This is a genomic window from Vibrio sp. 14N.309.X.WAT.E.F5 (assembly GCF_030397615.1).
GTDB classification, from domain to species: Bacteria; Pseudomonadota; Gammaproteobacteria; order Enterobacterales; family Vibrionaceae; genus Vibrio; species Vibrio lentus.
Genome location: NZ_JAPNXR010000007.1, coordinates 81,710 through 96,096, shown reverse-complemented (window position 1 = coordinate 96,096; position 14,387 = coordinate 81,710). Strand labels below are relative to the sequence as shown.

General features: G+C 45.2%; 12 protein-coding genes. 9 read left to right on the top strand and 3 right to left on the bottom strand.

Features of this window, described 5'->3' with window-relative positions; all coding sequences use genetic code 11:
- Positions 1 to 23: 23 nt before the first annotated feature.
- The 7 genes from OW495_RS10205 to OW495_RS10175 all read left to right on the top strand — a co-directional run bounded on the left by OW495_RS10205 (position 24) and on the right by OW495_RS10175 (position 8,537).
- Positions 24 to 1,490, top strand: a complete 1,467-nt coding sequence (locus tag OW495_RS10205) for an FAD-binding oxidoreductase (protein WP_289886317.1) — start codon at positions 24 to 26, stop codon at positions 1,488 to 1,490.
- Positions 1,491 to 1,607: 117 nt separating this feature from the next.
- A complete protein-coding gene (locus tag OW495_RS10200; protein WP_010431300.1) occupies positions 1,608 to 2,609 on the top strand; it encodes a TRAP transporter substrate-binding protein in 1,002 nt (333 codons plus the stop codon).
- A 164-nt stretch (positions 2,610 to 2,773) separates the two neighbouring features.
- A complete protein-coding gene (locus tag OW495_RS10195; protein ID WP_009845769.1) occupies positions 2,774 to 3,316 on the top strand; it encodes a TRAP transporter small permease in 543 nt (180 codons plus the stop codon).
- Between the two features lie 37 nt (positions 3,317 to 3,353).
- Positions 3,354 to 4,694: a TRAP transporter large permease gene (locus OW495_RS10190; RefSeq protein ID WP_009845768.1), complete on the top strand. Its 1,341-nt coding sequence runs from the start codon at positions 3,354 to 3,356 to the stop codon at positions 4,692 to 4,694.
- A gap of 11 nt (positions 4,695 to 4,705) precedes the next feature.
- Positions 4,706 to 5,626, top strand: coding sequence for a cache domain-containing protein (locus tag OW495_RS10185; RefSeq protein WP_009845767.1), 921 nt, complete (start codon positions 4,706 to 4,708; stop codon positions 5,624 to 5,626).
- A gap of 235 nt (positions 5,627 to 5,861) precedes the next feature.
- On the top strand, positions 5,862 to 6,434 hold the full coding sequence (locus tag OW495_RS10180) for a malate synthase (protein ID WP_009845766.1): 573 nt from the start codon (positions 5,862 to 5,864) through the stop codon (positions 6,432 to 6,434).
- A 495-nt stretch (positions 6,435 to 6,929) separates the two neighbouring features.
- Entirely contained in the window at positions 6,930 to 8,537 is a 1,608-nt protein-coding gene (locus OW495_RS10175; RefSeq protein ID WP_009845765.1) for a BCCT family transporter, read from the top strand.
- 222 nt (positions 8,538 to 8,759) lie between these two features.
- Here the strand turns inward: OW495_RS10175 and OW495_RS10170 are convergent, their stop codons facing one another.
- Positions 8,760 to 9,686: a M14 family metallocarboxypeptidase gene (locus OW495_RS10170; protein WP_280619334.1), complete on the bottom strand. Its 927-nt coding sequence runs from the start codon at positions 9,684 to 9,686 to the stop codon at positions 8,760 to 8,762.
- 175 nt (positions 9,687 to 9,861) lie between these two features.
- On the opposite strand from OW495_RS10170, the gene OW495_RS10165 reads away from it, so the two are divergent.
- A complete protein-coding gene (locus OW495_RS10165; RefSeq protein ID WP_289886316.1) occupies positions 9,862 to 10,767 on the top strand; it encodes a DUF808 domain-containing protein in 906 nt (301 codons plus the stop codon).
- A 115-nt stretch (positions 10,768 to 10,882) separates the two neighbouring features.
- Here OW495_RS10165 and pyrC read toward each other — a convergent pair whose 3' ends face one another.
- Both pyrC and OW495_RS10155 read right to left on the bottom strand, forming a co-directional pair.
- Positions 10,883 to 11,911, bottom strand: coding sequence for a dihydroorotase (pyrC, locus tag OW495_RS10160; RefSeq protein WP_289886315.1), 1,029 nt, complete (start codon positions 11,909 to 11,911; stop codon positions 10,883 to 10,885).
- Between the two features lie 192 nt (positions 11,912 to 12,103).
- Positions 12,104 to 12,262 carry a YqaE/Pmp3 family membrane protein gene (locus OW495_RS10155; protein WP_017059962.1) on the bottom strand — a complete coding sequence of 53 codons (159 nt, stop codon included), beginning with the start codon at positions 12,260 to 12,262 and terminating at the stop codon, positions 12,104 to 12,106.
- Positions 12,263 to 12,479: 217 nt separating this feature from the next.
- Here OW495_RS10155 and OW495_RS10150 point away from each other — a divergent pair, with 217 nt between their 5' ends.
- Positions 12,480 to 14,351, top strand: a complete 1,872-nt coding sequence (locus OW495_RS10150) for a hybrid-cluster NAD(P)-dependent oxidoreductase (protein ID WP_289886311.1) — start codon at positions 12,480 to 12,482, stop codon at positions 14,349 to 14,351.
- The last annotated feature ends 36 nt before the right edge of the window (positions 14,352 to 14,387 follow it).

Genomic DNA, 14,387 nt, shown 5'->3' with positions numbered 1-14,387 from the left:
GTTATGACTAGGAGAGTCGAATTATGAGTTTAGTAATGGAACAACCGGCAGCCGATGTGCCGCCAAAGGTGAAAAGCACCCAAGCACAAGAAAGTACCCAAGCAAAAGAAAGATACGATCCAAAATACGATCCACTTAAAGATAAAAGCCCAGGTCACGGTAAGGAATACGCCCCGACTTATTGGGTAGATACCGCAGGCGCGCCACCTGAAGATGATGGCCCAATTACATCGGATATGGATGTCGATGTGGCGATAATCGGTTCAGGCTACACAGGTCTAAGCACTGCGATACACCTTGCTGAAATGTACGGCATTAAAGCGATTGTGATTGAAGCTAACCGTATGAGTTGGGGCTGCAGTACCCGAAATGGTGGTCAAGCTCAGTGTGCGTCAGGACGTTTGAAGCGTTCTCAGTGGATTGAACGCTGGGGACTCGAAACCGCGCTAAAAATGCACCGCGAATGCATCGATGGCATGAACACGTTTAAGTCTCTAATCAAAGACATTGATTGTGACCCGCAGCCGGGTGGCCACTTATACGTTGCTCACCGTCCAAAAGTGATGGCAACACTCGAGAAAGAAGCCAAGTTGCTGCGTGACACGTTCGATTACGATGCGCAGATCTTAGATGCGGAAACCGTAAAACGTGATTACGTTGGTGACCAAGAAGCGGCAGGCGCAATGCATGAGCCAGAAGGTATTGGTATCCATGCAGGGAAACTGGCGTTTGGTTATCTAAGAAAGGCGCGAGCACTCGGCGTAAAAGTTCACCCAGCAAGCCCTGTGATGGGTTGGGAAACACGCAACGGTGTGCACTACCTAAAAACACCAGGTGGTGTGGTTAAGGCTCGTTCTGTCGGTGTTTGTACCGGTGGTTACACCAGCCAAGGTTTGCATTCAGAGCTTAAGAATCGCCTATTACCTGTACTTTCTAACTCGATGGTGACACGTCCGTTAACTCAAGACGAAATCGCCGCGTGTAACTTCAAAACCAATCAGGTGATTACTGATACCAGAATCCTGCGTCATTACTACCGTTTGTTACCCGATAACCGAGTGCAGATCGGTACACGCAGTGCCATCAGTGGTAAGAATGCACCTGAAAAGAAATACGAAGACATGTTGAGAGCGGATTTAACCCGAAAATTCCCTTCTCTCGATCAGATCAAAATCGATTATTCATGGTGGGGGTGGGTGGATGTTAGCCACGACATGATGCCAAGAATCTATCAGCCGAATCCAAAGCAATCCATATTCTACGCACTAGGGTATGGCGGCAATGGTGTGATGTACTCCGCTCAAGCAGGCAAGCGCCTCGCTCAGTGGATCGCAGGTGAAGGTCATAAGCTTGACTTGCCAATATTTGAATCAAAACTTCCGTTCCCCAACGTGAGGGAAGTGGTGGAATCTGAGATGTTTGCACCATTTCGAAGAGTAGGGCAACAGTTCCTTTATCAGTGGTATTCGTTAAAGGATGAAGTGCTTTAGCTACTCGAACATTGTTTCCAAAATAGGGAAATAGAACTACGACCAGGAAAGTTGTACCAGGTCACCTTGTGAGCAAAGTACAGGCAGGAAGTCTGTATGATATGAAAGGTTAAGACTATGAAATTGATTAAAAATAAAATTATTGCTGGCGTCACAATTGTAGCAACAGCGATGCTATCTCATACCGCGGCAGCAGCAAATTTTAAAATGGCTATCGGCGACGCTGCTGGTGGTACTCAGTGGGAATTAGCGACCTCATTCTCTGAATTGATGGAGCAAAAAACAGACGGTAAAGTCAAAATCGACCTGTTCCCGAATGGTCAATTGGGCAACGAGCAAGACACCGTCAACGACGCGGCAATCGGCCTTCTCGACTTCTCAGTATTGGCGATCAACAACGTGACGCCTTTCTCCCCAACGGTTGGTCTATTGACCATGCCTTATGTCATTCAAAGTGCAGAAGAAGCGGTGCTATTAACTCAAGGCCAAGTGGGTCAAGACCTTGTCGATAACACGATTCGTGATGCAGGCGTTCGTATCGTTGGTTGGGCTTATTCTGGTTTTAGGGTTCTGACTAACTCTAAAAAATCAGTGGCTTCACCAGCGGATCTAAAAGGACTAGTGATTCGTGTTCCTCGTAACGAAATCATGATTGCTTCTTACCAAGCATGGGGCGTAAACCCAACACCAATGGCGTGGTCAGAAACATTTACTGGCCTGCAGCAAGGTGTAGTTGATGGACAAGACAACCCATACATCACTGTTCATGCGATGAAGTTCAATGAAGTACAAAAGTACGTCACAAACCTTCGTTATATCTTCTCACTTGAGCCGCTTATCGTCAGTGAAACAGTCTTCCAACAACAGACGCCTGAAATGCAAAAGATCATTCTTGAAGCGGGTCAGGAAGCGACAGAGCACAGCTTTGCATACTTAGAAAATACTGAAAACAAGATCCGTGAAGAACTGCAAGCAAAAGGCATGGTCTTCACTGACCCGGCAGACAACGAGCAAGAGTGGATCAGCAAAGTCACTAAGTCAGTTTGGCCTAAGTTCTATTCAAGCATTGGAGGCAAAGACAAGCTAGACGACGTTCTTGAGTTACTAGGTAGAAAGTAACGATTAGATTCGCCCTATCTGCTGTTCTTCGCTACTTAATCACCTAGCGATAGAACGGTTAGATAGGGCATTTACATGGCTTTACTCGTTGATCTGTCCAGTACCTGATCTTTTTAGTACCGCGAGCGACTGGTTGTCATGTGGAAATCAACATTGGAGGTTATATGTCAGTCGCTAAAACAATAAAAAAGCACCTTAACAACATTGAGGAATATACATGTTGTCTGTTGCTAGCAAGCTTTGTCCTATTGCTGTTCACACAAATCCTTACTCGTCAGCTTTTCGATTACTCCATACCTTGGGGTGATGAAGTCGCTACTTACATGTTTGTTTGGTTTGCCTATCTAGGGGCTGTTGTTGCGGCCAAGATGTCGGCGCATAACCGAGTCAGTTTTCACTTCAAGTTCTTCCCCCCGATTGTTCAGACCGTCTGTGAAACCATCGCTGACTTCTTATGGCTGCTGTTTAACGGCTACTTTGTTTATCTCAGCTACGATTTCGTGTTCAACAAAATGAATTTGTTCTGGAAGTCTCAGACGACAGGCATCCCAATGAAATACTTCTATATGATTTTGCCGATCGCATTTTCTCTAATGATGCTGCGCATTATCTGGAACAACTACGAGCGCTTATTTAAGGGCGCTAAGAACGAAGATCCTGAAGTGAAAGAACTGCGCAAAATGACGGCACAAAAGTCATCGCAATAGTCGTCACAGAGAATAGCCGTAATAGAGAGATGTAATAATGGAATCCTATTTAACTCTAATTTTATTTGGTGGCTTCTTAACCCTGTTAATTCTGGGTGCACCAATCACAGTATCACTGGCCGGCGCTTCAATGGCGGCCTATATGTTGCTCGACAAAAATCCCATCGCTTTAGTACAAATCGCGTTTACTTCGGTGGGTAACTTCCCGTTAATGGCGCTGCCAGCCTTTGTTCTCGCTGGCGCATTAATGGAGGCGGCGGGTATCTCCAAACGTCTGGTGGATATTGCAGAGAGCTTAGCCGGACCCGTGACGGGTGGCCTTGGCGCTGCAACCGTGATGGCGTGTTTGTTTTTTGGTGCTATCTCAGGTTCAGGCCCTGCAACCACAGCAGCGGTAGGCATGCTAATGGTGCCTGCAATGGTTAAGCGAGATTACGATAAGAGTTACGCATCGGCAGTAACGGCTGCCTCAGGGGGCTTGGGGATCATCATTCCGCCATCCATCCCGTTAGTTATTTTTGGCATCTCAGCAATGGGATTAATGGCACCGCCCGAAGCCATCGCTCAACACGGGCAATTTGCTTCTTTATCTATTCCTAAATTGTTTGTTGCAGGCGTTGTTCCTGGCTTCATCATGGCATCTACACTTGTCGTTACCAACTACTTCATTGCCAAGCGAGAAGGCTATAAAGGGTTGTCTGAGAATTGGTCATTTGGTGAAGTAAGACACGCTTTGCGCCGTGGCATATGGTCGATACTGGCTCCATTTTTGATTCTCGGAGGTATTTACAGCGGTATGTTCACACCAACAGAATCAGCGGTTGTGGCAATTTTCTATTCGCTGTTTGTGGGTGTGTTTATTCACCGAGAGTTATCGTTCAAAAGCACCATCAAATCATTGTCGACAACCACCTGGATTACCGGGCGTGTGTTGCTGATTCTATTCGCTGCAACGGTATTTGGTCGCTTGTTAATCGAACAAAAAATTCCGGTCGTGGTGGCTGAGTCATTGCTAGGTTTCACTGACAACATGTACATGGTGTGGGCACTGACTATTGTGCTATTGCTTTTCGTCGGCATGTTCATGGAAACGTTAGCCGCGATCATGATTATCGTGCCAGTGCTGCTGCCAATTATGTACATGCTAGGCGCGGATCCAACCCACGTAGGTATTGTGGTGGTGTGTACGTTGTCGATAGGTTTTGCTACACCGCCGCTCGGCGAAAATATCTTTGTCGCCTCGGGAATAGGCGGGGCCACGGTCGAGCAGATCACCGCGAAGATCCATCCCTTTGTTCTTGCATCCGTGGTGGGCGTATTCGTTATCGCTTTCTTCCCACAAATTACGCTTTGGCTACCGTCCTTAGTGGGCTATTAGGAGAAGGTACTATGAATATATCAAGAATTATCCTTATTGGTTGTGCCGTGTTTGCAGTGATCAGTGGTATTGGATTGCGTGCTGAACATTCAGAAACAGCGAAAGAAAACGAGCCAGTTAATGTGCTCGATATTTCAGAACCACATGTGGTCAGTGACGCGGAAAGAAGAGCCAAAACCCTGCTTGCGAAAGCTGTAGTACACGTTCAAAAAGAAGGCGATGAAAGCGTTCAAGACTTCATGAGCGATGCTGAATACATAGATGGTGAGTTGTATGTATTCGCTTTGGGGATTGATGGCCAATTCCTTGCCAGTGGCGGTTCTTCAATGGTGTTGGTGGGCGACAGTGTTTTAGACACTCAGGACGTTTACGGTAATCCATTTTTCCGTGAAATGATCACGAAAGCGGTACACAACGGTTTTGGTGAAGTTAAGTATCACTGGACCAACCCAACTGATCGCATGGGAGAGCCTAAAACCACCTTCTTTGAGCGAGTGGGCGATGTGATCGTGGCGGTGGGCTATTACCCAGAACGTTCGAGTGCTGCTGAGGCGAAGAATTTATTGGCGAGAGCCATGACAGCGATAGTGGAGTCAGAACAAGAGAGCCTGACTGAATTCAATGACGCTGAGGGTAGCTTTGTTGAAGGAGATTTGTATGTGTTTGTGATGGATATGAGCTCCGGAAAGCTACTTGCACATGGTGTATCCCCTGAGCTTGTTGGACGTTCACACAACGAAATTCTAAGCCCTGACGATAAGCCAATTCTCACTGAGATGTTAAATCTCGCCAAAGAAAATGGCCGTGGTGTTTACACCTATCGATGGCTAAATCCCCTGTCGAGCAAAGTCGAAACCAAGCACACCTATTATCGAGTGATCGACAATAAATTGGTTGGGGTCGGTTATTACACAAAATCAAACAACACGTAAAAGTGTGTCTAATGAGCTCTCAGCCCAATTAGATAAAGGGCTGGGGGCGGAAATTCCGGTTTGTGTAAAAAATCAATTTAGTAAAATTCACACTGTGAAATTTTTGTTGTGAAATTGTTTAAAAAATACAAGTAGTATGAAATACATGGAAGCGACACAGTAAAGAACACATTTGAAAAGGGTCAATCAGGATTTTTGACCTACATGAAATTCAAAGCCGTAAGAGGGAAAGATTATGAATATGCTGACACTAGACAAAACAGAACTTCACAGAAACCATTCAACATTTATTGCTGAAGCTGTCTTTGCCGTAGAAATGGTGAAAGCAGACAAGCAACTCGAAAAACAAAAAATGGCGAAACAGTTGCTTGATACTCTATTCCCTTTAGAGGCGGGTTCACACGAAGATGCAGTGAGCTACGAGATTGATTATCGACATGTTCAGGTTTACTTCAAAAACGGCGAGCACACTGGCCTGAAAAGAGCGAAGCACTTTGTCGCTTATGCGGGTGATAAATCTAAACCATCGTCAATTCTATTTCGTGACGAGAGCGGTACCCATGTTGAAGTGACAATAGGTGCTCGTAAAGGCACTGGCAACTTAGAGTTGGTGAACATCGAAGACATTCAATTAGAGACATGCACCACGTTTGGCCAAACTGAAGCGAACCTCTCTTCTGGTATTCGCCACTGGGTTAGCTTAGTGAAGGGTGATGAAAGCGGCCGACCAAGCGCATCGAGTGAAGATAAAGAGTTCACTGAAAAGAATGGCGAAGACTACAACCTAGGCTTTTGCTTCGCGATTTAATGTACTGCCTTTGAAATGTGCAGTCTCTGTGGCGAGAAGCGTAGCAAGACATAGCACTGACATTTGAATACTGATTTCTCTTTTACCTTTGGTAATTTCCCCGCCCCTATAGCGGGGCTTTTTTATTAGAGCTATAAATAAATCAGGCTGTTGTTAATATTATCTGTAGAAAGTTTGGATGAGATTTTACGGTGCGTCATTTTAATTTAAAGTATTGTATTTAAAGATTTTTGTCTGTTTATTTTATTCTGTTTTTATTGGGTTAACTATCACTATCAACGGTGGTTTGGGTAACTATTGAGCTAAAACTCAGTCAAAATGCTTCGACCTGTGCTATAATACGCGCCTTGGGATTGAGCCAGTAAGTCCATTTATCACCAATCATTGTGATTTTTATCGCCTTTATTTAGGTGGTGCGGCGAGCCAATCAAGTAGTAATTGGATATGGAGAGCGTCCTTATATTCGTTGATTCGGATATGTGAACATCATAATTTATGAGTTTTAAATCAAAAAAATACAGTATCGATTCTACTGACTATCAAGTTGGTCAAGATAACGTCAGTAAATGGGGCATGGATGTCCACAATACCGTCTTCATAGCCTCAGTAGGCTTATCTCTTCTCTTCATCATCACTCTTCTTGCTCTTCCTCCAGCAGATGCTAAAGCTGCTATTGATTCTATTAAGGGTGCTGTTTTATCAAAGTTTGACTTCCTGTTTATGTGGGGAGCTAACATCATGCTAGCGTTTGCTGTTGTTCTAGCATTTTCACCGTTGGGTAAGATTCGCCTAGGTGGCGAAGACGCGACGGCGGACTATTCGATGTCATCTTGGATTGCGATGTTATTCGCAGCCGGTATGGGTATCGGACTTATTTTCTGGGGTGTTGCTGAGCCAACCGCATTCTTCACTAACTGGTTCGGCACACCATTAGATGCGGAACCTTTTACAGAAGCAGGCCGTGAACTGGCACTAGGTGCAACCGTATTCCACTGGGGTTTTCATGCGTGGGCTATCTATGGCATGACGGCGCTTTGTCTAGCGTACTTTGTTTACAACAAAGGCTTACCGCTATCAATGCGTTCTGTGTTTTACCCAATACTGGGTGAACGAGTTTGGGGTAAAACAGGTGATGTGATCGACGTACTAACGGTACTGGTTACTCTGTTTGGCCTTGCGACTTCATTGGGCCTAGGTGGTACGCAAGCAGCAAGTGGTATTAGTCACGTGTTTGGCTTGGAAAACAACATCTACCTTCAGCAATCTATTATCGTTTTGATTATGGGTTTGGCGATCATCTCTGTTATGCGTGGCATGGACGGTGGTGTTAAGTTCCTAAGTAACCTGAACATGGTTATTGCGTTCGTATTCCTTGGTCTTATCGCTGTATTGAACTTTACGACAGTGCTTGATTCTGTGGCGACTGCGGCAACGGGCTATGTGAAAAACATCGTAGCTTTGAGCCAAAGTGCGGGTCGTGAAGACACAACATGGCTGCATGGCTGGACTGTGTTCTACTGGGCATGGTGGGTTGCGTATGCACCATTCTTTGGTATGTTCGTAGCGCGTATTTCTAAGGGCCGTACGGTTCGTGAGTTCCTACTTTGCGTACTGATTATCCCAACATTGGTAACGTCGGCTTGGATGTCGATCTTCGGTGGCGTGGCTATCGAGCAAGTAATTAACCATGTGGGACAACTTGGCCTCGACCAAGGCATTACAGACGTATCTCTAAGCTTGTTCTACATGCTAGATGCTTACTCGTTCGGTAGCATTCTGTCAGTTCTCGCAGTCGCACTGATCATTGTGTTCTTCGTTACAACGCTAGACTCAGGCTCTATCGTTATCGATGGCATGACGGCGGGTGGTAAACTTGAAGTTCCTGTTAAACAGAAAGTGGTTTGGGCGGTTATCTCAGGTGCTATCGCAATGGTAATGCTGTGGATTGGTGGTACTCAATCTATCCAAGCTCTGCAATCGATCACAATCATTGCTGCACTGCCGTTTACGATCATTCTTCTTATTGGCTGTTTTAGCTTGTTGAAAGGTCTACTGACTGAAGTAGATAAAGGACAAGAAAACGTTAGCGAAACCGCTAAATAAAGTAATCGAGTATGGGGAGTATATAGTTCGCTAATTACTCCTTATTCAGCGTTATTTCAAAGCTCTTTTGTACTGTGTGCAAGGGGGCTTTTTTATGCCCAAGAAGAAATCAAAGACAAGTAGAAAAGACAAAAAAAGAGCCACAAGTGAATCGTCACTTATGGCTCTTTTTAGTTTTAGGGAGCAGCTTTAGCTAATAGCTAATAGCTAATAGCTAATAGCTTACGCGTTCAGTTCGTGTTGAATAACGTAATCCAGAGCACCTACTACAGCAGCAACTTGAGCGTCATTACACTCTTCGTCAGTCACTTTGTCGCTGTCTGGGTAAACCTCTGTGGTTGTTCCGTACTTACAGTCGGTCACGCCGCCACATAAGCCAAGCTTCTTCATTGGGTAGTTGATCACACCGTGTTGAGTGACGTCTGAACCAATGATCTTGCCTTCGTCATCCGCAGGCGCAATGTGGGTTACTTTTTCTACTGAAGCAATTACTGCCGCTTGGAATTCTGGTTGCGGATTTTCTGTATCGCCAACCGTGTAGAAACCATCTGGGATCATACCTTCGATGTACTCAATCCCATCACGAGCAGCGAGTGCTGGTCGAAATTCAGTTTCATCAGAGTCTGTCGTCTCATGGAGGTCAACGTGAACCAATACTTCTGGCAAAGAGGCCACTAAAGCACGCAGGTTTGCTGATTCTTCTGCTGGCGTACCGTCATAGAAAGAGCGGTTTGGATCAACAGCATTTGGGTTCCAGCGGTTGATCACCTCGTAGCCCCAAGGGCTTACACAAGGTGCTACTACAATGTTGAAGTGCGCTGCATATTTCTCTGCTTGGGTCGCTGCGAATTTGATAGCGCCATGCACACCACTGGTTTCGTAACCGTGAACGCCACCTGTAACGAGAATAGTCGGCTTTGACTCATCCCAGTTTTTGCTCTTAATTGCGAAAAGTGGGAATCGAGCTTCGTCGTAGCTCAGTGCGCCGTATTGTTCGATGTCAAAACGGTCTGCAAGTGCTTTAATCTTTGGCACAACTTCTTGTTGGTATTCACGCTTAACCGTTCTTTGAGCTAACCATGCTTCACGTTCTGCTTGTTGCCACTTTTGTCCTGGCTTACCAATTGGGTAGGTAGATTCACTTTTCATCTATACTTTTTCTTTTATGTTCGTGAAAGATTAAGACAGATTATTCCTGTCTAACAGAGACAGCAATAGAAAACACAACTTGTGACTTTATTTTTTACAGACTCATAACTTTGATGAGTGAATTGATGATGTTACATTTCATCGATGGTTCAATCCTTTATAAAGAGACAATAAAATGGCTGGAGCAAGTTTATTAACACTGCTAGATGACATTGCAACCGTGTTGGATGATGTCGCACTGATGTCTAAGGTGGCAGCTAAAAAAACCGCAGGCGTATTGGGTGACGATTTAGCCCTTAACGCTCAGCAGGTATCAGGTGTTTCTGCTGAAAGAGAAATCCCAGTGGTATGGGAGGTCGCAAAAGGCTCATTTAAAAATAAGCTGATTTTGGTTCCGGCGGCATTATTGATCAGTGCGTTCATCCCTTGGTTGATCATGCCACTTCTCGTGATTGGTGGTTTGTTTCTTTGTTTTGAAGGGGCGGAGAAAATCTTAGAGAAGCTCTTTCCTCATGCTCATCAAGATGACGAGAAGGAAGAGGATACGAGTACTGGCGAATCCATAGAGGAATATGAGAAGAGAAAGGTCTCAGGCGCGATTCGTACTGACTTCATATTATCTGCGGAAATCATTGTGATTGCGCTAGGTACCGTAACGGGTACAAGTATCCTTACTCAGATTCTTGTCGTGAGTTTGATAGCCGTTGTGATGACGATTGGTGTTTATGGCTTAGTGGCAGGGATCGTTAAGTTGGACGATTTAGGTTTCTATCTCCAACGAACATCGAATGGTAGTACCATCAAAACCCGTTTGGGTAATGGGTTAGTCGCCTTTGCACCAAAGCTAATGAAGATGCTTGCTGTGGTCGGCACGGCTGCGATGTTCTTGGTTGGTGGCGGTATTGTGGTGCACAACGTTCCTGCGATTCATCATTTAATTGAACCGATTATTATGGATTTTAGTGGACATACGATTGCGACAGCGGTGGTACCGACACTATTAAACGGTGTGATTGGGGTTTTAGCTGGCTTGATTGTCGTTGCTGTTTGGACTGCGATTGGAAAAATGCGCGGTAAGTAATCGTTCATTATTTTTATAATAAGACAGTCTTTCATCGAAACAAAAAAGGGTCACCATAATGATTATGGTGACCCTTTTCGTTAAATGGAGGGCGTTTACTTAACAGCCCAAGCGCTTATTTTACAGCCCAAGCAATCGTCTCGCCGCCACGGATTGGCACAACAATGTCTGAACCGAAAGGCATTGTTTCAGCAACATTCCATTCTTCTTTAACAAGAGTGATGGTGTCTGCATTACGAGGCATGCCGTAGAAATCCGGACCATTGTGGCTCGCGAACGCTTCTAGGTTCTCAATCTTGCCTTCTAAATCGAATACTTCAGCGTACAGTTCAACCGCAGCGTGTGCTGTGTAAGAACCTGCACAACCACATGCTGACTCTTTTGCACCTTTAGCGTGTGGTGCAGAGTCTGTACCCAAGAAGAACTTCTTGCTACCGCTTGTTGCCGCTTCGATAAGTGCTAACTGGTGTGTGTTGCGCTTAAGGATAGGCAGGCAGTAGAAATGTGGCTTAATACCGCCAACCAACATGTGGTTGCGGTTGTAAAGCAAGTGGTGAGCTGTGATGGTTGCCGCTACGTTCTCGTTAGCGTTCTTAACGAAAGTCGCTGCATCTGCAGTCGTGATGTGCTCTAGAACGATCTTTAGGTTAGGGAAGTCGTTAACAATCGGTGCTAGAACTGTGTCTAGGAACTCTTTTTCACGGTCAAAGATATCAACATCATGAGCCGTTACTTCACCGTGTACAAGCAGCAACATACCCACTTCTTGCATCGCTTCTAACACGTGGTAAATCTTTTGAGCTGAAGTTACGCCTGAATCCGAGTTTGTCGTCGCGCCAGCAGGGTATAGCTTCGCTGCTACAACAGCGCCAGATTCTTTCGCTTTGCAAATTTCGTCAGGAGTAGTGTTGTCTGTTAGGTAAAGTGCCATTAGAGGCTGGAACGGTTCACTTGGCTGCTCTGCCATGATGCGTTCACGGTAAGCAAGAGCCATTTCGGTATCGGTTACCGGTGGGATGGTGTTTGGCATGATTAACGCTCGACCATTGTAGCGGCTGATATCGCGGACTGTATCTTTTAATACTTCGCCATCGCGTAGATGAACGTGCCAGTCGTCAGGACGAGTAATCGTAAGTTGTGTCATTGAAGGCTCCCACCATTTGAAGTGTTATGTAGTTGGAGCCTAAACTCAGCGAAATCTGTGAAAGCAATCGCTTACGTTTAGGCGACAGGATGATAGTGGAAAAGCACTTTCATTTCATCCTATTTTTAACTCTTCAGGGTTAGGAGCTTGTTTTTATGGATATTTTATTCGGTATCTATTTGTTAATAAGGGTTAGCGGGTGGCTACCCATAGACCATGGATCATTCCTGGAACCCAGAAGAAGAAAGTAAGAATGATATTAATCACCAAATCTTTCCCGGCGCCGCGAGCGAAGAACACGCCAACAGGCGGAAGCAGTACACATAAAATGATAATGACGAGTTTGTTCATGATAAATCCTTTTTATTCAATGAAAGTTCAATGCGGTAATCGTGTTCATATTATAGAACGTCTGGAGAGTGTTACTGCATTGCTGCCTTAATGTATCAAGATAGAAAGCTAAACATCTCAAGATATTAGCTTAGTATCAAGTGTTTAATGCCTGCCAGTTTATCTATTTATAACCATTTGTTAGCATTGGGACAAACAACAAAACATTGGAATCGTTATGTCGCAGTCACCTTTGGATCAAAAGGCTTTGGATCAAGAGCTTTCAGGTCAACAGCCCTCCTTATCTCAAATTAATGTGTTTCCGGTTAAATCAGTGGGCGGGATCGCACTCTCTTCTGCTTGGGTCGAAAAACAGGGTCTGACTTTTGACAGACGTTTTATGTTGGCACTGGCTGACGGTTCGATGATCACGGCGCGTAAGTACCCGAAAATGGTCAAGGTATCTTCAAGCTTGCAGCCTGACGGTTTGATCTTCACTTATGAAGGCAAAGAGCCTTTGCGTCTAAAGTATGCAAATTTCAAGATGCAAGAAGCACCAGCAACGGTGTGGAAAGACAGCTTCACGGCATACACAACATGTGATGAAGCCGATGATTGGTTCAGTGATGTGCTCGGAGTTCGTGTTGAGCTATTGTTCTCTGGTGAGCAATCGAATCGTGTTCGTGAAAAACTAGGTCAGAACGTAAGTTTCGCTGATGGTTACCCAATGTTAGTGATCAGCCAAGCCTCTCTAGATGAGCTTAATCGCCGCAGCCCTGAAGTTCACTCGATGGATCAGTTCCGCACTAACTTTGTTGTTTCAAATACCGAAGCCTTTGCTGAAGATGGTTGGAAGCGTATCCGTATCGGTGAGGTTGAGTTCGAAGCGGTGAAGCCTTGTGAGCGTTGTATCCTAACGACAGTTGATGTTGAGCGTGGCGAATTTAGAGCAACAAAAGAGCCTCTTAATACCTTCTCTACATTCAGAGCTAATGAGCGTGGTGGCGTTTTCTTTGGTCAGAATCTTGTGGCTAAAAATGAAGGTTTGGTTAAAGCGGGTGATGTGGTTGAAGTACTCGAAACCAAAGAGAAAGAACACTATGAAGACACTTGGGTTGAGTCGCTGCATCTAACCTGTGTTGAGCGTGAAGAGATCGCTCGTGACTTTACGACCTTTTGGTTAGAGCCTGCCAAAGAAAACCATTCATTGCCAAGTTATCAGCCAGGGCAACATCTGCCGATTGAGATGGTGATTGATGGCGAGAAGGTTTCTCGTCGTTACACGTTATCTTCTAGCCCTTCACGAGCGGGTCGTTTAGCGATTTCAGTGAAGCGAGTGGACGATGGTCAAATCTCTAACTGGTTAAATGATCACTTCCAAGTGGGTGATACTTTGGTTGCTCAAAATCCAGATGGTGCGTTCTACTTAGAAGCGAATCCAACTCATCCGCTACTGCTTTTGTCTGCTGGCAGCGGTATTACGCCAATGCTATCCATGCTTCGCTACCTAGCCGACCATGGTCAAATTGATGATGTGGTTTTCTATCATCAATGCAGCAGCGAAGAAGACATCCCTTATCAAGCTGAAATTGATAAGATCGCCAGTGAGCACGCGGGACTTCGTGTGATTTATTCATTAAGCCAACCAACCAAAGAGTGGGATGGTTTATCTGGGCGTCTAAGCGTGTCGCATGTCGCTAAAATTGAAGCGCTACACAAGCGTCAAGCGTTCGTGTGTGGCCCTGATGGTTTTATGGATAATGCAAAGAAACTGCTGATTCAAATGGGACTCAACCCTCAGCATTACCATCAAGAAGCGTTTGGTGTTGCTCAGTCTACCGAAGAGGCAGTGAAGCAACTGCAGTTAAGTGTGAACGGCTACCTGTTCGAAGGTAATAACCAATCAACGCTATTAGAGCAAGCAGAGTCGGCGGGTGTGTCTATTGCTTCAAGTTGTCGTGCGGGTTTCTGCGGCGCTTGTAAAGTGACCCTTGAGTCAGGGCAAGTTCACCAACCGGATGTGCCAGCGCTGCAAGAGCATGAACGTAATATGGGTCAGATATTGGCGTGTTGCAGTGTTCCGCAAACTGATATCGAAGTTGTCGATTAACTAGTTAAGTTATTCCGCACATAGAATAGAAAAGGC